18 protein-coding genes and 1 tRNA gene are annotated in these 19,104 nt (G+C 45.4%); 10 read left to right on the top strand and 9 right to left on the bottom strand.

The window, feature by feature from the left end; translation table 11 throughout:
• The 8 genes from ychF to lolB all read right to left on the bottom strand — a co-directional run bounded on the left by ychF (position 1) and on the right by lolB (position 6,400).
• On the bottom strand, positions 1 to 1,092 hold the full coding sequence (ychF, locus tag AC0VYA_RS13040) for a redox-regulated ATPase YchF (RefSeq protein ID WP_011575350.1): 1,092 nt from the start codon (positions 1,090 to 1,092) through the stop codon (positions 1 to 3).
• Positions 1,093 to 1,136: 44 nt separating this feature from the next.
• The gene (pth, locus tag AC0VYA_RS13035; RefSeq protein ID WP_006990498.1) at positions 1,137 to 1,721 is read right to left on the bottom strand and encodes an aminoacyl-tRNA hydrolase; all 585 of its coding nucleotides are present in this window, start codon (positions 1,719 to 1,721) and stop codon (positions 1,137 to 1,139) included.
• A gap of 5 nt (positions 1,722 to 1,726) precedes the next feature.
• Positions 1,727 to 2,368, bottom strand: coding sequence for a 50S ribosomal protein L25/general stress protein Ctc (locus AC0VYA_RS13030; RefSeq protein WP_011575349.1), 642 nt, complete (start codon positions 2,366 to 2,368; stop codon positions 1,727 to 1,729).
• A gap of 246 nt (positions 2,369 to 2,614) precedes the next feature.
• A complete protein-coding gene (locus AC0VYA_RS13025; protein WP_475488539.1) occupies positions 2,615 to 3,691 on the bottom strand; it encodes a mechanosensitive ion channel family protein in 1,077 nt (358 codons plus the stop codon).
• Positions 3,692 to 3,841: 150 nt separating this feature from the next.
• Positions 3,842 to 4,789, bottom strand: coding sequence for a ribose-phosphate pyrophosphokinase (locus AC0VYA_RS13020; protein ID WP_006990502.1), 948 nt, complete (start codon positions 4,787 to 4,789; stop codon positions 3,842 to 3,844).
• A gap of 30 nt (positions 4,790 to 4,819) precedes the next feature.
• A tRNA-Gln gene (locus tag AC0VYA_RS13015) sits at positions 4,820 to 4,894 on the bottom strand.
• A 55-nt stretch (positions 4,895 to 4,949) separates the two neighbouring features.
• Positions 4,950 to 5,810, bottom strand: coding sequence for a 4-(cytidine 5'-diphospho)-2-C-methyl-D-erythritol kinase (ispE, locus tag AC0VYA_RS13010; protein WP_475488538.1), 861 nt, complete (start codon positions 5,808 to 5,810; stop codon positions 4,950 to 4,952).
• Complete coding sequence (gene lolB, locus AC0VYA_RS13005; RefSeq protein ID WP_475488537.1) at positions 5,795 to 6,400, bottom strand: lipoprotein insertase outer membrane protein LolB; 606 nt, start codon at positions 6,398 to 6,400, stop codon at positions 5,795 to 5,797. The genes ispE and lolB overlap by 16 nt, the downstream gene beginning before the upstream one ends.
• 140 nt (positions 6,401 to 6,540) lie before the next feature.
• Here lolB and hemA point away from each other — a divergent pair, with 140 nt between their 5' ends.
• From hemA to AC0VYA_RS12975, 6 genes are all read left to right on the top strand, one after another.
• Positions 6,541 to 7,812: a glutamyl-tRNA reductase gene (gene hemA / locus AC0VYA_RS13000; RefSeq protein WP_011575345.1), complete on the top strand. Its 1,272-nt coding sequence runs from the start codon at positions 6,541 to 6,543 to the stop codon at positions 7,810 to 7,812.
• 101 nt (positions 7,813 to 7,913) lie between these two features.
• Complete coding sequence (gene prfA / locus AC0VYA_RS12995) at positions 7,914 to 9,002, top strand: peptide chain release factor 1 (protein ID WP_006990506.1); 1,089 nt, start codon at positions 7,914 to 7,916, stop codon at positions 9,000 to 9,002.
• Positions 9,003 to 9,007: 5 nt separating this feature from the next.
• Positions 9,008 to 9,916, top strand: a complete 909-nt coding sequence (gene prmC / locus AC0VYA_RS12990) for a peptide chain release factor N(5)-glutamine methyltransferase (RefSeq protein ID WP_475488536.1) — start codon at positions 9,008 to 9,010, stop codon at positions 9,914 to 9,916.
• A gap of 105 nt (positions 9,917 to 10,021) precedes the next feature.
• The gene (locus AC0VYA_RS12985) at positions 10,022 to 11,575 is read left to right on the top strand and encodes a DUF3369 domain-containing protein (protein WP_011575343.1); all 1,554 of its coding nucleotides are present in this window, start codon (positions 10,022 to 10,024) and stop codon (positions 11,573 to 11,575) included.
• Between the two features lie 85 nt (positions 11,576 to 11,660).
• Positions 11,661 to 12,038: a SirB2 family protein gene (locus AC0VYA_RS12980; protein WP_011575342.1), complete on the top strand. Its 378-nt coding sequence runs from the start codon at positions 11,661 to 11,663 to the stop codon at positions 12,036 to 12,038.
• A 298-nt stretch (positions 12,039 to 12,336) separates the two neighbouring features.
• A complete protein-coding gene (locus AC0VYA_RS12975) occupies positions 12,337 to 13,251 on the top strand; it encodes a SirB1 family protein (protein ID WP_475488535.1) in 915 nt (304 codons plus the stop codon).
• A 47-nt stretch (positions 13,252 to 13,298) separates the two neighbouring features.
• On the opposite strand, the gene bioA is transcribed toward AC0VYA_RS12975, so the two are convergent.
• Positions 13,299 to 14,579 (bottom strand): adenosylmethionine--8-amino-7-oxononanoate transaminase, encoded by a 1,281-nt coding sequence (gene bioA, locus AC0VYA_RS12970; protein ID WP_475488534.1) that lies wholly within the window; start codon positions 14,577 to 14,579, stop codon positions 13,299 to 13,301.
• 98 nt (positions 14,580 to 14,677) lie between these two features.
• Between bioA and bioB the strand changes: the two genes are divergently transcribed.
• From bioB to bioD, 4 genes are all read left to right on the top strand, one after another.
• On the top strand, positions 14,678 to 15,787 hold the full coding sequence (bioB, locus tag AC0VYA_RS12965) for a biotin synthase BioB (RefSeq protein WP_475488533.1): 1,110 nt from the start codon (positions 14,678 to 14,680) through the stop codon (positions 15,785 to 15,787).
• On the top strand, positions 15,787 to 17,019 hold the full coding sequence (locus AC0VYA_RS12960) for an aminotransferase class I/II-fold pyridoxal phosphate-dependent enzyme (RefSeq protein WP_475488532.1): 1,233 nt from the start codon (positions 15,787 to 15,789) through the stop codon (positions 17,017 to 17,019). Before bioB ends, AC0VYA_RS12960 begins: the two co-directional genes overlap by 1 nt.
• Entirely contained in the window at positions 17,009 to 17,980 is a 972-nt protein-coding gene (locus tag AC0VYA_RS12955) for a methyltransferase domain-containing protein (RefSeq protein ID WP_475488531.1), read from the top strand. Before AC0VYA_RS12960 ends, AC0VYA_RS12955 begins: the two co-directional genes overlap by 11 nt.
• Before the next feature lie 67 nt (positions 17,981 to 18,047).
• The gene (gene bioD, locus AC0VYA_RS12950) at positions 18,048 to 18,911 is read left to right on the top strand and encodes a dethiobiotin synthase (protein ID WP_475488530.1); all 864 of its coding nucleotides are present in this window, start codon (positions 18,048 to 18,050) and stop codon (positions 18,909 to 18,911) included.
• Positions 18,912 to 19,104: the final 193 nt, after the last annotated feature.

Below are 19,104 nucleotides of genomic sequence, written 5' to 3'. Positions count from 1 at the left end.
CTATACGTTGAAACGGAAGTGGATAACATCGCCATCTTTAACAATGTATTCTTTACCTTCTAAGCGCCATTTACCTGCGTCTTTGGCACCTTGCTCACCATTGAATTCAACAAAGTTGTCGTAACCAATGACTTCGGCGCGAATAAAGCCTTTCTCAAAATCGGTATGAATGATACCAGCCGTTTGCGGCGCGGTAGAACCAATTGGGAAAGTCCATGCGCGCACTTCTTGTACACCAGCAGTAAAGTAGGTGTTTAAGTTAAGAAGGCTGTAGCCACTTCGAATAACACGGTTTAGCCCTGGTTCTTCAAGGCCCATTTCAGCCATGAACTCAGCACGTTCGTCGTCTTCTAACTCACCAATTTCTGCTTCCATTTCCGCGCAGACTGCAACAACAACAGCGTTTTCGCCTTCGGCGATGCTGCGTACTTTATCCAGGTATGGGTTATTTTCAAAACCATCTTCGTTCACGTTGGCAATATACATGGTTGGCTTAAGCGTTAAGAAGTTCATGTAGCTAATGGCTTTTAGTTCTTCTTTTTCAAGTTCAACGGAGCGCAACAACTCGCCTTCGTCTAAATGCGGCTTAATTTTCTCAAGTACTTTAAGTTCGAACTTGGCATCGCCATCACCACCTTTGGCACGTTTAGCGACGCGTAAAAGGGCTTTCTCTGTGGTTTCTAAATCTGCTAGCGCCAATTCAGTATTGATAATATCGATATCGTCTTGGGGGTTAATTTTACCTGCAACGTGAACTATGTTGTCGTTATCAAAACAACGAACAACATGACCAATCGCATCAGTTTCACGGATATTTGCTAAGAATTTGTTACCAAGGCCTTCGCCTTTAGATGCGCCTTCGACCAATCCCGCGATATCCACAAACTCCATCGTGGTAGGTAAGATACGTTTTGGGTTAACGATAGCAGCTAGCTTGTCTAAACGAGGATCAGGAACAGGTACTACGCCCGTGTTCGGCTCAATCGTACAAAACGGAAAGTTTGCGGCTTCGATACCGGCTTTGGTCAAAGCATTGAAGAGCGTTGATTTACCTACGTTTGGTAATCCCACTATGCCGCATTTAAAACCCATTTTTAGATCCTCTTTATCTTTAATATCAGTATTAACTGATGTGCTTATTCTGCTTTGAATGAATGCAGCCTGTTCATGGCCTTTTTCATATCATCTTTTATTAGTATTTCAATACAGCGGACGCCCTCATCTATTGCGGCATCCATTTGTTCTTGTTCCTTCGCGGGGGCTTTGCCTAATACATAGCCTGACACCTTGCCTTTATGACCAGGGTGGCCAATGCCTACACGCAAACGATAAAAATCTTTGTTATTTCCCAAGCTTGATACAATATCGCGAATACCATTTTGGCTTGAACTGCCGCCCAATTTAAATTTGGCGATGCCAGGGGGCAAATCGAGTTCATCATAGGCCACTAAAATGGATTCAGGGGGAATGCGATAAAATCCGGCTAATGCCGCAACCGCTTGACCACTTTTATTCATATAAGTGGTGGGAATGAGCAAACGTATATCTTGGCCACCTATCGTCACACGACCGGTATAACCAAAAAACTTACTTTGTAAACTCAGAGTACAATTGTGCATCCGGGCAAGGTTTTCAACTAACCAAGTACCGGCATTGTGGCGGGTGTATTTGTATTCGAGGCCTGGATTACCCAGGCCTACAATAAGTTGTATGTTAGACAAACAACTTATTCCGCAGCAGCTTCTTCACCTTCGGCATCATCTTCTTCAGATTCTACGCTTGGGCCTTTAGCAGTTTTAACGGTTACAACAGCTAGATCGTGATCTTCGCCTTTAGCAAGTTCAACAGACGTTACGCCTTCAGGAAGAGCGATGTCTGACAAGTGAAGAGTCTGACCAAGTTCAACGTTAGTCACGTCAACTTCGATGAACTCAGGCAAGTCCGCTGGCAAACAGCTAATTTCTACGTCAACCATGTGGTGCTCAGCGTGGCCACCATGAGTTTTAATAGATTCTGCTTTATCTTCGTTTACGAAGTGTAAAGGTACGTTTGTTTGAAGAGCTTGCTTCGCATCAACACGTAAAAAGTCCAAGTGAGTTACACGAGGCTTGAATGGGTGACGTTGCATGTCTTTAATAACGGCTTCAACTTTTTTACCGTCAACATTCAAGGTAAGAACGTGAGAGTAAAAAGCTTCGAATTCTTGCGCTTGGAAAACTTTGTTATGTGACAAAGTTAAAGAAACGGCTTCTTTACCAAGGCCGTATAATACAGCTGGTACTTTGTCTTCGTGACGTAGGCGGCGGCTCGCACCTTTCCCTAAATCAGTACGGACTTCTGCGTCTAGAGTGAAAATTCCTTCAGACATGAGATAACTCCAATAAGTAAGTAATAAAGTGTAGATTTCTGCGACCAAAATCTACTATGTTCGCTAAATTAACCCGTTATCAAAACAAGATAATTTGCAGCCCTATAAAAAGGGCGGCGAATGTTACCACTGACATAGTAAGTTAACAAGAAAGATCTCCGTTGTTGTCTATCTAAAGCGGGCCAGCATGCAACGCATCCGTTCAGGAGCCAAAACAACAATAGGGGGCGGGGATTCCGATGTGCATCAGCGCGAAGTATTCACCTCCTGGGACTGCTCTTGTTGTGTATTGATTGCCCGAATGGGATAGGGGATCACAATTCCTTCTTGACGAAAACGTTTATGTAACGCTTCTATAAAAGCTGATTTAATAAAAAAGCGGTTAAAATACTCTTCAGCCCGCAGCATCACAGTAAAATTTATACTTGAACTATCAAAGGTGTGAAAAACCACAAACGTATCATAGTCATCTATGCCCCATTTATGAGAGTGCAATATTTCCCTTGCGACCTCTAAGACCACACGCTCTACGTGCTCTAAGTCTGAATCGTAATGCACTCCCACATCGACCGGTACAGACAACTCTTTTTCAGGGTAGTAATAATTGATCACCTTTGACTGTGACAGCATGCTGTTGGGCATGACCACAATATTGTTCGGTAGCATCTTAATCCAAGTAGAGCGCCAACCAATTTTTTCGACAAAGCCTTGCTCGCCAGAATCCAACTCAACAAAATCGCCCACCCGTATGGGTTTATCGATAACCAGTTGTACGCCAGAAAAAAAGTTTTCCAAGGTGGGTTGCAGGGCGAGTGCCACGGCAAGAGAGGTAATACCCAAAGATGCCACAATAGGCGTAATAGAAATTCCTAGGGTGCCTAAAATGACTAAACTGCCAATCCCGATAATGAGTATTTTGCTAGTACCTCGAATAATACTCTGGCTGTTGCGTAAGGCCTCTGACGTATCAGCGTAACTGACCAAAAGTTGATTGCAAAATCGTTCTGCAAATACCAGCAATGCGATGATAATGCCTATTTGCGCCGTGACATCGACTTGTTTATAAAACTGATCGGATATTAATTCGTATTTAAGTAGCAGGTATTGCAGGAGGTAAAGATTGATGACAAGAATAAATATATTCAGCGGTTTACTCAAAGAGTCGAGCAGCACGCTAGTGACATGTCGGCCTTCACTGCGCTTTATTCTTTGTAATTGCACCAATACGAAGCGTTTTACTAAGTACATGGTGATTACACTGATAGCCACTAACCCGCCAACAACCAGCCACGGGTAAGGGATAAACTGCCAAACTTCTTGCATCGTTATTCCACCAACAGTTTAAGGTATCGTGGTGGCGCAAGTTATGTACCAAACCCAGTTGGTTGGCTATAAATGGTTAATAAAGAGGTAGAAAATGAGCACAAAAAAGCCGCTGTAAAAGCGGCTCAATAGATTCTCACTCAGCACACGTTAGTATTCAAACATCGCCGAGATTGATTCTTCGTTGCTCACGCGGCGAATGGCCTCAGCAAGCATGTTTGATAAGGTTAATTGCTTCACTTTATCAAGGGCTTTTATTTCTGGGCTAAGGGGGATACTGTCAGTGATGATAATTTCATCAATTACAGAGTCGCGCAGGTTTTGTGCCGCGTTGCCCGAGAAAATAGCGTGGGTAGCATAAGCGAAAACATTCTTAGCTCCGTGGGCCTTTAAGGCTTCTGCCGCTTTGGCTAAAGTGCCACCAGTATCAATCATGTCATCAACTATAATGCAGTCACGATCTTGTACATCACCTATGATGTGCATAACTTGAGCAACGTTCGCTTTAGGGCGACGTTTGTCGATAATGGCAAGGTCGGTATCGTTTAGCAGTTTTGCTACCGCACGAGCACGCACAACACCGCCAATATCTGGAGACACAACCACTGGGTTTTCAATGTTACGACGACGCATGTCATCTAACAAAATCGGTGTACCGAAGGCGTTATCAACAGGCACATCGAAGAAGCCTTGAATTTGCTCTGCGTGTAAGTCAATAGTCAATACGCGGTCAACCCCAACGTTTGACAAGAAATCGGCAACGACCTTGGCAGTAATTGGTACACGGGCAGAACGTACACGACGGTCTTGACGAGCATAACCAAAGTAAGGAATAACAGCGGTAATACGGCCTGCCGAAGCACGACGAAATGCATCAATCATGACAATCAATTCCATTAAGTTGTCATTGGTAGGTGCACAAGTCGATTGGATAATAAAGACGTCTGAGCCGCGCACATTTTCATGTACTTCTACGCTGATCTCCCCATCGCTAAAGCGCCCAACACTGGCGTGGCCAAGTTTGGTATACAGCCTGTCGGCTACTTTCTGTGCAAGTTCAGGTACTGCGTTTCCAGCGAAAAGCTTCATGTCTGGCACGTTAAATTCCTCAGTGCGTAAAAGTGAAAATGGCTGGGATAGCTGGATTCGAACCAACGAATGACGGGATCAAAACCCGTTGCCTTACCACTTGGCGATATCCCAAAAATACTCTGTATTAATATAACCTTTCGCCGCGTAATGACGCGTTTTACTTGCGCTAGCTAATGCTACCTAGGTGCGCTAATTTGTCGTGCACGGGAGACACATCGACTCCTTTGGCGACAAAACCTGAGCAACCTGATGGTAAATTAGCAAGTACATTTTCTGCTTCTTGGTTACTGGTAAAGACCGCAAATAAACAAGCACCTGTGCCTGTCATTCGAGACGGCGCGTATTCTAACAACCAGCGTAATGTATTTGCAACATTCTCAAAGCGATTACAGACTAATTGCTGGCAGTCGTTATGTGTTTGGTCAAAATCATACTCTTGCCAAGAAATAAGTGGTGTATTTCTGGGCAAATCATGGGCGTTAAATACCTCAGCGGTAGACACGTGACATTCAGGAAACACAACCAGGTAGTGCTTCTGCGCAATATTTACAGGCGTTAGCTGCTCGCCAACACCCTGAGCAAAAGCGGTATTGCCCATGACAAAAACCGGTACATCTGCACCTAACGCTAAGCCTAATTCCGCCAATTCTGTCAGGCTTAGATTACATTTCCATAAATAGTTAAGGGCAATTAATGTGGTCGCCGCATTAGATGAGCCTCCACCAATTCCCCCCCCCATGGGCAACACTTTACGTAATTGGATGTCGCAACCTTCGGAGCAGCCCGTATGTGTTTGTAATAAACGTGCCGCCTTAACGATAAGGTTGTCTTCATTTGCTACCCCGTCTATCGGCGTGAGCAATGTAATCTCAGCACGGGGCGTGACCGTAAAAGCCAATTCATCGCCTTTATCCAATAGTTGAAATAGGCTTTGCAATTGATGATAGCCGTTGGGGTAACGGCCATTGATGTGTAAAAACAGGTTCAATTTGGCGGGGCTTGGCCACCAATCTATTGTTTGGTCCATTGATTTACTCTGATTAAAATTTGGTTCCCAAGAGCGGAATTGTTGAGCTCTATATTGTGAGGCAGCCAGACTTCATCCACTTGGTGGTAGTCTTGGTAAGTGATCAGCCAACCCGCACAGCTGTCACAAACAGGGATTAGCTGCTCGATTACGCCACTTTGCGCATAAATGACCTTGTCAGTGGGCTGAGCTTGGCCTTTGATCCAAAATGGAAATTGCGACACCGGGATTTGCCACCCGGTGATTCGCCATATTAAATGGCTGGCATCCGTATCTTGATACTGCTCATCGTCTGTACTGAGCTCAGCAGACTCTTTGTCTCCCTGCATAGTCAGAATATTAATGCCCAACATAGTATTGAGAGTAAGATGGTAGCTATCGTCGATTTGTTGCCAATTTACATTCGCACTGAACTTTTCATCGCTACCTTTAAAGGCCATACGACCTTTTAATTTCCAGTGCTTTATCTGACTTAACTTAGCTTGATGTTCTTGACTATTAACCTGAATATTTTGGGGTGGAGGCGTCGCACACGCGTTGAGTAAAATCGTAATAAGAATAAGTAATGCGAAATGTATTGTTGAACGCACGCTCACAGGCACCATACTTAGAAAATGAAAGGAGGCTATAGGAACATACATAGCAGGGTGCTTTCAATAGTTTTACCTTTTGCGTACAATGCCGCCCTGATCTGGCCTTAACACCGTTTAATGAAAAAGCTGTATTCCGCATGACCTTAATTGCCTTTGGGATAAACCATAAAACTGCGCCAGTAGAATTGCGAGAAAAAGTCGCTTTCTCGCCGGACGCTATGGTCGAAGCCTTAAAATCTTTAGCACACTTAACAGGTGCTGATGAATCTGTGATTGTCTCTACCTGCAATCGGACAGAGATATACGCGCAAGCGGAAAACCTCACCGCAGACGCGCTCACAACATGGCTCGCTGAATTTCATCAAGCCAAAGCGGACGAACTAGGCCTTAATAGTTATATATATCATCAAGAAGATGCCATAAAACACATTATGCGTGTAGCCTGCGGCTTAGACTCCTTAATACTAGGTGAGCCGCAAATTTTAGGGCAGGTCAAGCAGGCCTTTGTCAGTGCTAAAGACTCTGGCGTTATTAAAAGTGATTTTGAACGCCTGTTCCAGCAGACTTTTTCAGTGGCCAAGCGGGTGCGCAGCGAAACGGAAATTGGTTCTAATGCTGTATCAGTGGCTTATGCCTCGGTACAATTAGCCAAACATATATTCTCTTCATTAAAGAAAAGTAATGTGTTGCTCATCGGTGCGGGTGAAACTATAGAGCTGGTTGCTAAGCATATGCATGAGCAAGGGGTTAAAAAACTCAGCGTAGCCAACAGAACATTGGCACGCGCCGAAGCCATTGCTCAGCCGCTGGGAGCAACAACCCTAACCTTGACGCAAATTCCAGCGCATTTAAAGGACGCCGATATTGTGATCAGCTCTACGGCCAGTCAGTTGCCTATACTCGGCAAAGGGTTAGTGGAGCGAGCGTTAAAAGACAGACGCCACAAGCCTATGTTCTTGGTTGATTTAGCCGTACCCAGGGATATCGAAGCCGAAGTGGGTGAGCTCGATGATGCCTACCTATATACCGTGGATGATTTACAGCAAATTGTCGAAAAGAACATTGAGTCGCGCCAGCATGCTGCTTTGCAAGCTCAGCAGATGATTGAAGAACAAGCTCAGCAATACATGCTATGGCGCCAAGGACAATCATCTATTGACGTATTGCGTGATTTTCGCCAGCAAAGTGAGAGTCAACGAGATACGTTGATTGCCAAAGCATTAAATCAGTTAGCAGACGGCAAGGAAGCGGAGCAAGTTATCAAAGAGTTAGCGAATAAGTTAACGAACTCGTTAATACATGCGCCGACCAAAGCATTAAAAAAAGCTGCTATGCAGCAAGATAATAAAAATATGAGTCTATTACAGGATGCGCTAGGGTTAGCTCGCGCAAACGACTCATCTAAGTAACTTCATTTACACCTATGTTGCTCGGTACTATTGCCAGGTTCAAGCCATTGGGTTGAGACCAACAAGTACACAGCGAATCAAAGGTGATTAGCAGGAATAACATGAAAGAATCAGTTCAGCGTAAATTAGAGTCATTGACGGAGCGCTTTGAAGAGGTACAGGCATTAGTTAGTCAGCCTGAAATTATTGCCGATCAAGATAAATACCGCGCATTGACCAAGGAATACTCGCAACTCGAGGGCGTGGTTAAATGTTTTGCAGACTATCAAGGTGCTCAGGGAGATTTTGAATCTGCGCAAGAAATGATGCAAGAAAGTGATCCTGAAATGCGTGAAATGGCCCAAGAAGAATATAAATCGTCTAAGCAGGCCATTGAACAGTATGAAGATGAATTGCAGATACTGTTGCTGCCTAAAGATCCTAACGATGAAAGCAATTGCTTCATTGAAATACGCGCAGGTGCAGGCGGTGATGAAGCGGCGATTTTTGCTGGGGATTTGTTTCGCATGTACAGCCGTTACGCTGAAGCACGTCGCTGGAAAGTCGAAGTGGTTACCATGAATGAAGGCGACCATGGCGGTTACAAAGAAGTGATTGCAAATATTATTGGTGACGGCGCCTATGGGGTGCTTAAGTTTGAATCCGGTGGTCACCGCGTTCAGCGTGTGCCTGAAACTGAATCGCAAGGGCGAATTCATACTTCGGCGTGTACTGTGGTGGTTATGCCTGAAGTACCAGAATCCGAAGCGATTGAGGTGAATAAAGCTGACCTTAAAATTGATACGTTTCGTGCCTCGGGTGCCGGTGGTCAGCACGTCAACAAAACTGACTCCGCTATTCGTATTACTCACGTACCATCCGGTATTGTGGTGGAATGTCAGGATGAGCGCTCACAACATAAAAACCGCGCCAAAGCCATGGCGGTATTGCAATCACGTTTAAACAAACTTGAAGAAGAAAAGCGTCAAGCGGAAGAAACCTCGACCAGGCGCAATTTGGTAGCAAGTGGCGATCGCTCCGAGCGTATTCGAACTTACAATTTCCCTCAAGGGCGAGTGACTGATCACCGTATTAATTTGACCTTATATCGTCTAGATGACGTTGTGGCGGGTGATTTAGACGCGGTGCTTGAACCTATTCGTCAAGAGCACCAAGCTGATTTGTTAGCGTCATTATCTGACGAAGGCTAAATTCAATGAGCACCCTGCAACGTGCTCTTAGTGGCCACAGTATCGCCGAGCAATTAGCACTGGCAAAGGCGCAATTCGTTGACAGCGATAGTGCTGCTTTGGATAGCCGTTTGCTCATGTGCCATGTTTTACAATGTGAAACAGCGTACTTGATGACGTGGCCAGAAAAGCTTTTAGATGAGGTGCAATTGCGCACCTATCAGCAACTAGTGGCAAAACGCAAAACAGGTTACCCCATCGCTTATCTGTTGGGGTATCGTGATTTTTGGAGCCTGCGTTTACGTGTTTCCCCCGCGACATTGATCCCCCGCCCTGAAACCGAATTATTGGTTGAAACTGTGCTTAATCTTCCTATCGCTGAAGATGCTCATGTGCTTGATCTTGGCACGGGTACAGGAGCAATCGCCCTTGCGCTGGCCAGTGAGAAACCCAATTGGCAAGTACTGGGCATCGATAAAAGTGCTGATGCGGTGGCACTTGCTAAGCAAAATGCCGAGTTAAATTCGTTGCCACAAGTCCGTTTTATGCAAAGCGATTGGTTTAGTGCGCTAGAACAGACACAACTAGATCAGCGAGACTCCCAGCAAAACAATCAGCATAACGTGTTCTCTTTGATCGTCAGCAATCCGCCTTATGTGGAAGATGACAGCGTTTACTTGCAACAAGGTGACGTGCGTTTCGAGCCCGCCAGCGCACTCACATCAGGCAAAGATGGCTTAGACGATATTCGCATTATCATTAGTAAAGCGATAACGTTTTTGCCTAGCGGCGGTTGGCTTGCTTTTGAGCATGGATATCAGCAAGCGCAAGGGGTACAAGCACTGCTAGTAAACAATGGCTTCGAGCAGGTTCATTCTGTTAACGATTTAAACGACCTACCTCGTATTACGCTTGGGTGTTTAGTCAGCGCTTAGTATGCTGCAGGATTGCAACTGTTTGAAAAGCGTACTATTTTAGACATGCATATAGTTGTACAACGAAATCAGAATGATAATTGCGCAAGCGAAGGGAAGGGTAGAATGAACGACGAGTTGTTATTTGCAGACGATACCGATGAAGACACAGTTCAGTACCAAGGCACATGGAAAATCCTCATTGTTGACGACGAGCCAGAAATTCATGCGGTAACAAAACTGGCATTGAGTGATTTTGAGTTTCAAAATAAAAATTTAGAGTTTCTGAGTGCATACAATGGTGTTCAAGCCCGTGAAATATTGTTAAGTGAACCAGACATTGCCGTCGTTTTATTAGATGTGGTGATGGAAACCGATGACGCAGGTTTAAGAATTGCTGACTTTATTCGCAATGAAGCGAATAACCATTTCATCAGGATCATTTTACGCACAGGCCAACCAGGTCAAGCCCCAGAGCGTGATGTGATTATCAATTATGATATCAATGACTATAAGTCTAAAACCGAATTAACTGCGCAAAAGCTGTTCACTGTGGTTATTGCAGCACTGCGGTCTTATCGTGACATAGTGGCAATCAATGAGAATCGCATTGGCTTAGAAAAAATTATCTCAGCATCTGCTAACCTATTCCAAACTCATTCCGTCGAGCACTTCATTGAGGGCATCGTACAGCAACTCTCATCTTTACTCGGGGGCAGCAAAGATGCAGCTTACTTAACCTGTGCCGTCGCGGGACCTAAGTCCTCAGAGACATCACGTTTAAACTCCTTAGAGCAGCTTTATGTGTTTACTGGACAGGGTGAATACAAGAGGGCGGCGGGAAAGTCATTGTCGTCGGTGTTATCAGGGGAGCATTTAGAAGCGTGTCGCGCAGCACTGAACAACAAATCTTTGGTTTACGAAGACGAGTATCTGGTAGCGTATTGTGAGAGTAAACGAGGTTCCGGCTCTTTACTTTACTTGTCCGGATTGCCAAAAAAGTTAACTGATTCCCAGAAAAAACTAGTAGAAATTTTCTCGCAAAATGTGCAAATCGCTTTTGACAACATCATGTTGACCAAGGACATCGAAGACACCCAACGGGAAATTATCGAGCGTTTAGGACAAGTTACTGAAGATGGGGCAATCAGTCTTGACTACACGCAACGCATCGTTGATGTATGTAAGGTACTAGGGAAAGCGCTAAATTTAGACAAATCGCAGCTAAAACTATTAACCTCGGCGGTGCCCCTTCACGATGTGGGCAACTTGTGCGGGTCTACCCATGCGTTATTCAAATTAGAGCAACTCACACAAGACGATGTTGACTCAATCGATAAGCACACTAACTTTGGCTATCGGCTATTAAAAGGGTCAAACAAGCCGTTGATCAAAATAGCCGCCACGATTGCTAAAGAGCATCATGAATATTGGAATGGACAAGGTTATCCCAATGGTTTGAAAGGGGATAATATTCACTTGTATTCACGCGTGGCATCTATCGCCATTGCCTACAGCGTCATGCGCTGTCCTGCACAAGAAACAGCAGCATGGTCAGTTGAAAAAGCGCTGGAACGCGTACAAGCATTGGCAGGAGAGCAGTTTGACCCAAATTTGGTGGCCTTGTTAAGTGAAAATATTCATCAAATTGAGGGTGTCAGTCAGGGGGCTGTGCGTTAATATGCGCCCCGATTCTTGGTTACCTAGCCCGATTCTAATTTAGGTAATTAACGTAAAATACGATTAACATCATAAGGACCAACCCATGTACACAGCAGTCAAACACATTCACTTAACCTGCATAGCGCTGAGTGTTTTGTTATTTGTTATACGCTTTTTTTGGACCATGACCAGCTCAAGTATGTTGCAAAAAAAATGGGTGAAAATTACCCCACATATTGTTGATACCTTACTGATCCTAAGTGCTGCGACTTTGTGTGTCATGATTAGCCAATACCCATTTGTCACCCCATGGGTCACTGAAAAGTTTGTGGGTTTGTTGATGTACGTATTTATGGTGGCGTTAGCATTAAAGATGGCACGTACCAATTTTATGCGTGTCGTTGGTTTAGTGGGGGCGTTAAGCTGGATAGCCTTCACCGCATTGGTCGCGATCAGTAAGCAACCAATTTTGTTCGCTTAACACTGTTATATCAATCCGCATTCTGAGGTGCGTTTTAATAGGGCTTACACTGCATTACATGACGTCGAAAGAGAGCAACTATTCATTCAGTCATGCGCCTTGTTTAAGTCCTTTTATGCTCTCGCTGAGTGCTCACTGATTAATGTGGAATGGTATTAGATACTTGCAGCCTGATCTGTGCAGGCAGTACTGCGCTTTTTTGTCGAACCGAGTTCACAACATTCCACAAAATTTCTTATCAAGAATACGCTTCATCTTCCGATAAAATATATAGATTACGGATGAGGTATATTTTTCAGTGCAGTTGATAAAGCAAGCCATTCAAAATAACCAGCTGGCGCGCGCAGGACTTATTGCAAGCCAGCATATTGTGGGTGCTAAAAAAGACATCTGCACATGCTTGCGAAAAGTGGAACGATGGGCCAAACAAGCCAAGGTTATGGCTCATATATCACAGCCTGATCAGGCCGCATTTGAGCGTTTAATTCAGTTCTTTTATCGAGATTTAGCCTTTAGCGGCTCACGTTTAAGGGGTGACATAAGCCCAGGTGAAGTAGAGCGCCAAAGTGTGCTGCACCAGGTTCTCGATTATCGCAGTGGTACACCTGTTACATTAGGGATCGTTTTTAGTAGCGTGGCACAACATCTGGGTTTTAAGGTGGCATGTGTTAATTTCCCTGGGCATTTTTTACTGCGCTGTGATATTTCTCCACCAGAGGTAGAAGCAACTCTGCAAAACGGCCTAATGTCATCCCAGCAGGGTAATAGAGAGGCATATTCTGACTCCCCTGTGGCCTGCACCAGCTTATTCATTGACCCGAACGATGGGCGTGTTCTCAGCCAAGAAATACTAGAGCAAATGTATTTTGAGGTCATTGAGGAAATTGACGACGAAACCATGCCCAAAGAGGCGCTTGAAACAGCAAGTTGTGATGAAGTGGTCGTTCACATGTTAAATCAACTTAAAGCGTCTTTAATCAACGCAAAACGCTACGAAGAAGCATTGCGAAGTATTGAGCTGTTGATTGCCTTGTGCCCCAATAACCCTTATGAGCGCAGAGATAGGGGCGTATTGCTGCACGAATTGGCCTGCCCGCAACTGGCTATCATTGATTATCAATATTTCATTCGCCAATGTCCCAAGGACCCAGCTGCGACGTTATTGGCTCAGCAAGTTAAACACATGAACACGACGCCACCTGTGATGCACTGACACGTGCTGCGGTCTTATTGAGCCAACGTCTATTAAGCCAATTCCACTTAGCTCAGCACGTCATAAATTGCCTGTGTTAACTGGCGCAACTCGTTTGGTTGAATAACATAAGGCGGCATGATGTAAACTAGCTTACCGAAAGGACGGATCCACACACCCGCTTTAACGAATTTTCGCTGTAACGAGGCCACATCAACAGCAGATTTGCACTGAACGACACCAATTGCGCCTAGTACCCTCACATCAGCCACGCCTTCAAGCTCAGCACATTTTGCTAACTCTTGTTTTAATTGTTGCTCAATGTTTTGTACCTGCTGCTGCCAAGCACCGGTGGCAAGAATATCTAAACTGGCATTTGCGATGGCGCATGCTAAAGGGTTACCCATGTAGGTGGGTCCATGCATGAATACCCCAGGGCTGCCTTGGCAAATGCCTTGTGCCACATCTTCTGTGCATATTGTGGCGGCAAGCGTCACATAGCCACCGGTCAGCGCTTTACCGACACACATAATATCTGGGCTAATATCAGCATGTTCACAGGCAAACAGTTTGCCCGTGCGGCCAAAGCCAGTGGCAATTTCATCGCAAATAAGTAACAGACCATAGTCATCACATAATTGACGAGCACGTTTTAAATATTCAGGGTGATAAATACGCATACCGCCCGCATTTTGCACCACAGGTTCAATAACCAGCGCAGCAAGCTCATTGTGGTGTTGCTGGATCAGCTCTTCCAGTGGCGCGATGTCATCTTCGTTCCAGGTTTGCGCAAAACGCGTTTGTGGCGCGGGGGCAAAAATCTGTTGGGCCAGAGCTTCGGTGAATAAAGAGTGCATGCCGTTAACGGGATCGCATACTGACATAGCTGCGAACGTGTCACCATGATACCCATTGCGCGGGGTAATAAACTTGTGCTTATTTGGACTGCCTTGACACGCCCAGTATTGCAATGCCATTTTCATGGCAACTTCGACGGATACCGAGCCAGAGTCCGCCAGGAAAACGCGCTCCAAGCCGGTGGGAGTCATATCGATTAATTTTCTGCACACATCAATTGCAGGTTGATGCGTTAAGCCGCCAAACATGACATGAGAGAAGTTATCAATTTGCGTTTTAGCCGCAGCGTTTAATTCTGGACGATTGTAGCCATGAATGGCCGTCCACCAAGATGAACAACCATCAACGAGCGTTTCGCCAGTGGCCAAATGAATATATACGCCTTGTGCACCGGACACTTGATAGCAAGGTAATGGATCGATAGCTGATGTATACGGGTGCCAAATATGTTGTTGGTCAAAGGCAAGATTTGCCTGTATTGAATTGCTCAAAAAACACTCGCTTGTAAAGTTTGAAAAAGAATTTAAGTTGACAATGTGCTAAGCGGACTTAGACTAAGCGCGAATTATTATGAAGTAAAGGACCAAGTATGTCAGTCAATGTCGACGCAACTAGTAGCTGTGGCGCCAGTGAAGTACGCCACGATTGGACGTTAGCAGAAGTGAACGCCTTATTCGCCATGCCATTTAACGATTTATTGTTTAAAGCTCAGTGCGTACATAGGGCGCATTTCGACCCGAACTACGTACAGGTCAGTACTTTACTGTCGATCAAAACGGGCGCTTGCCCAGAAGATTGCAAATATTGCCCGCAAAGTGCCCGCTATGATACCGGTCTTGAAAAAGAGCGTTTAATGGAAATTGAAAAAGTCATTCAGCGGGCTCGCGAGGCAAAGGCGGCTGGTTCAACGCGTTTTTGCATGGGTGCCGCTTGGCGAAACCCCAAAGAGCGCGATATGCCTTATGTGACCGACATGGTACGTGAAGTCAAAAAGCTTGGCCTGGAAACCTGCATGACCCTTGGCATGTTGACGCGCGAGCAAGCCATTGCATTGCAACAAGCTGGCCTTGATTATTACAACCATAATCTGGACACATCGCCAGAATTCTATGGTGATATCATTACCACACGTACTTATCAGGACCGTTTAAATACTTTAGATGCGGTGCGTGAAGCAGGCATGAATGTGTGTTCAGGCGGTATCGTTGGTATGGGTGAAACGGGCTCAGACCGATCGGGTTTATTGATGCAGCTCGCTAATTTAGAACATCAACCTGAAAGTGTGCCCATTAACATGTTAGTGAAGGTCAAAGGTACCCCAATGGAAAACGTAGAAGACTTAGATTATTTTGAGTTTATTCGTACTATCGCCGTTGCCCGTATCATGATGCCTAAATCATATGTGCGCTTATCTGCTGGGCGTGAAGCCATGAATGAGCAAATGCAGGCCATGTGCTTTATGGCTGGTGCTAATTCGATTTTCTATGGTTGCAAGTTATTGACTACATCAAACCCTGAGACGCATGAAGACGTGATGCTATTCAAAAAGTTGGGCATCAATGCCAAGCAAACCCGCGAGTATTCTGATGAAGCCCATCAAGCGGCCTTGCTAGATGAAATTCAAACCAATGAAGCACCTCAAGCACCTGAAATGTTCTATGATGCTACCCAGAAAAAACCAGAAACAGTAAACATTTAATGGCATTTGATTTTATTCAAGCCGCGCTCGCCGCGCGGCGTAAAGACAACTTATTTCGCCAAGTCACCACGTTAGATTCCTCTATGGGTGCGCTAATCGAGGTGGGCGGTCAGCACTATTTAAACTTCTCCAGCAATGATTACCTCGGTATGCGCCAATCAACTGCTGTGATGCAGGGCTGGGTAGATGGTATTGGCCAATTTGGCGGTGGCAGTGGTGCATCGCCTTTGGTCACTGGCCACACCCGAGCTCATCAAGCGTTGCAAGACAATTTAGCCCATAGCCTAAATCGTGAAGCAGTCATGTTATTCAATTCTGGCTTTGGAGCGAATCAGGCTGTATGTCAGGCTCTGTTTCAGGTCAAAGCCCAGTCTTCTGTTCCTCAAGATAGCGGGGAGGGATACATACTGGCAGATAAGTTAATGCATGCCTCTTTGCTTGATGGGGCGATGGGCAGCAATGCTACTTTGCGCCGATTTGTGCACAATGATTGCACACATCTACAGGCTCAGCTGAGTAAGATACGCGCTAGCGACGCGCAAAAGTCAGGCAAAGAGCAAGATGTATTGCTGGTAACCGAAGGTGTGTTCAGCATGGATGGCGATCAAGCACCGCTTCACGCGTTGGCGGGTATCAGTGCGCAGCATAACGCCTGGCTTATGGTTGATGATGCTCACGGTTTCGGCGTGTTAGGTGAAACCGGCATGGGCTGTGTTGAACAAGCGGGTTTGAGCCAACATCAGGTACCAGTGTTGATGGCTACATTTGGAAAAGCGGTGGGTACCTCAGGGGCATTTATCGCCGGTAGCCAAGATTTGATAGATTATTTAAGTAATTTTGCTAAGCATTATATTTACAGTACCGCTATGCCGCCAGCGCAAGCCGTTGCCACCTTGGCGAGTTTGCAAGCGATTCAACAAAGTGATCAGCGAAGCTTGCTGCAACAAAATATTGACGAATTTCGCAAGCTTGCCACTGCTGCTGGGATCCCATTGACATCATCCATCACCGCTATTCAGCCTATTATTATTGGTTGCCCGAAACGCACGTTAGTTATCAGTCAACGGCTGCGGGAAATGGGATTGTGGATCAGCGCTATTCGCACGCCGACTGTGCCAAAAGGAACGGACCGCTTGCGCATTACCTTGAGTGCTTCTCACCATAAAAGAGACATTCAAGCCTTAGTGGATGGCTTAGCGCTTGTGATGGATGAATTACCTGATGACAAGTAATGCCGCTTTATATGTGGCTGATAAGGTAAATGTTTCTGCTAAGCATTCAGCCGCTAAGATTCGCCCTGTGGCAAATTCTGCGCGAATAGAAAGCGTTGAAAATAATATTGCTAACACCAATATTAATCATGAACAGCAACTCAAGTCTCGTATTGCCAAACAGTTTAGCCGTGCAGCAACGCGTTACGATGCTGCAGCGCAAGTACAAATCGATATCGCCGATGATGCCTTGGAATTGTTCTTTGAAAGGTGTGACGAGCACAGTCAAATATTGCCTAAACGCATTATTGATATTGGCTGCGGCACCGGGCGGGTAACACGTGAATTAGCACGTCTTAATACGCAGCACACATCACATATTTTCGCTATGGACCTTGCCCTAGGGATGCTAAAGCACGCAAGAGAGCAAACCGTTGAGGGCGCTCCTAACAATAATATTAGTTGGCTTCAAGGTGACGCGGAACATTTGCCCTTGGGGGATAGTGCCGCAAGTGGTGTGTTCTCATCCATGGCGCTGCAGTGGTGTAAAAACAGTACCCAAGTATGTACTGAAATTAACCGCGTATTAGCCCCTGGGGCAAGTGGCGTGCTGGCCATCATGTGTCAAGGCTCCATGCACGAGCTAGATACATGTTGGCAGCACGTTGATAGTCAGCGCAAAATCAATCAATTTGCGTCAGCCGAAACATGGTCAAGTGCGGCAAAAGCCGCTGGATTACAGGTGACCACGCAGCAGAAAGGTTACGTTACATGGCATAAAGATGTGCGCGAGTTACTTGGGTCAATAAAAAACATTGGCGCTAATGTCGTTACTAGCAACATGCAACAAAAAGCCATTAGCCGTAACACGCTACATGCACTTGAGCTCTACTATCAAAGCACATTTGGCCGTAATCAAGGGTTACCCTTGACGTACAATGTGTGCTTCTTAAGGCTGGTAAAGCCAGTTAGCAAGCAATGAGCTGATCTTAAGCTGGCATCGTCATCTTTATTATCACTGTTATCATCGAATTGTTAAGGAAAGCGCCATGTCGCTAGACTCCCCCAGTACTAATCAACGCCACCTTAAAAGTCATCAGCAAAGCATCAGCAAAAATGCCTTACAACAAGGCTCTTCAGAGTATACGCCTGCGGAGCAAGCGCCCTCAGATCAGAGGCCCTTAAAAGAAAGTAAGCAACACGCTTTTTTCGTGACAGGCACTGACACTGAAGTGGGCAAAACCTTTGTTAGCTGCGCGTTACTAGCAGCATGTCATGACGCTGGCTTATCAACAGCGGCATATAAACCCGTATCCGCTGGTTGCGACGTGACCCAGGCGGGCCTTAGAAATGAAGATGCACTGGCGTTACAACAAGCCAGTAATACCCCACTTAGCTACGATGAAGTAAATCCTATTGCGTTTGCAGAGCCTATCGCGCCGCACTTAGCCTGTGAAAAGTTAATGACTAAAGGCCAGGGGGCTCCCATTGAGTTAGATACCATAACCGAAGGCTACGTAGCCTTAATAGAGAAAAAAAGCGATATGCTTTTGGTAGAAGGCGCGGGCGGTTGGCGTTTACCCCTTGGTCAAAATAGTCAAGGCCAAGAACAGTTTTTATCTGACTTTGCCATTAGCCAAAAACTGCCAGTGATCTTAGTTGTTGGTATGCGGTTAGGCTGTATTAATCACGCGTTGTTAACAGCACAATCAATAGAGCAGGACGGTCTTAATGTTGCTGGTTGGGTCGCTAATATGCTTGAGCCAGAAATGCCATTTTTGGAAGAGAACATTCACAGTCTGGCGCGCTTACTTAATGCACCCTTGATCGCGCGAGTGCCACGCGCAGAAAGCCCCATAGCCGTGAAAGCACGCATTAATTTATCATTGCTGGGGGTAAAAAAGCCTGACTGACAATAGCTAAAGAGCGTTACCCAGGAAGCGACTTTATAGGTATGTGTTTCACAGTAGAAAGGTCATAAAAAAGGGTAAACCTATTGCTAAGTTTACCCTTTTGGGTTGTAGGGCACATCACTTACTGACTTGCACTGCGTCGGCACATTATTATTATTTTCGTCTAAACTTGCCTGAGCTTATTTAGACTATC

This window comes from Paraglaciecola sp. QJM3NY_14 (genome assembly GCF_056173245.1).
This window is presented reverse-complemented; position numbering and strand designations above follow the sequence as displayed.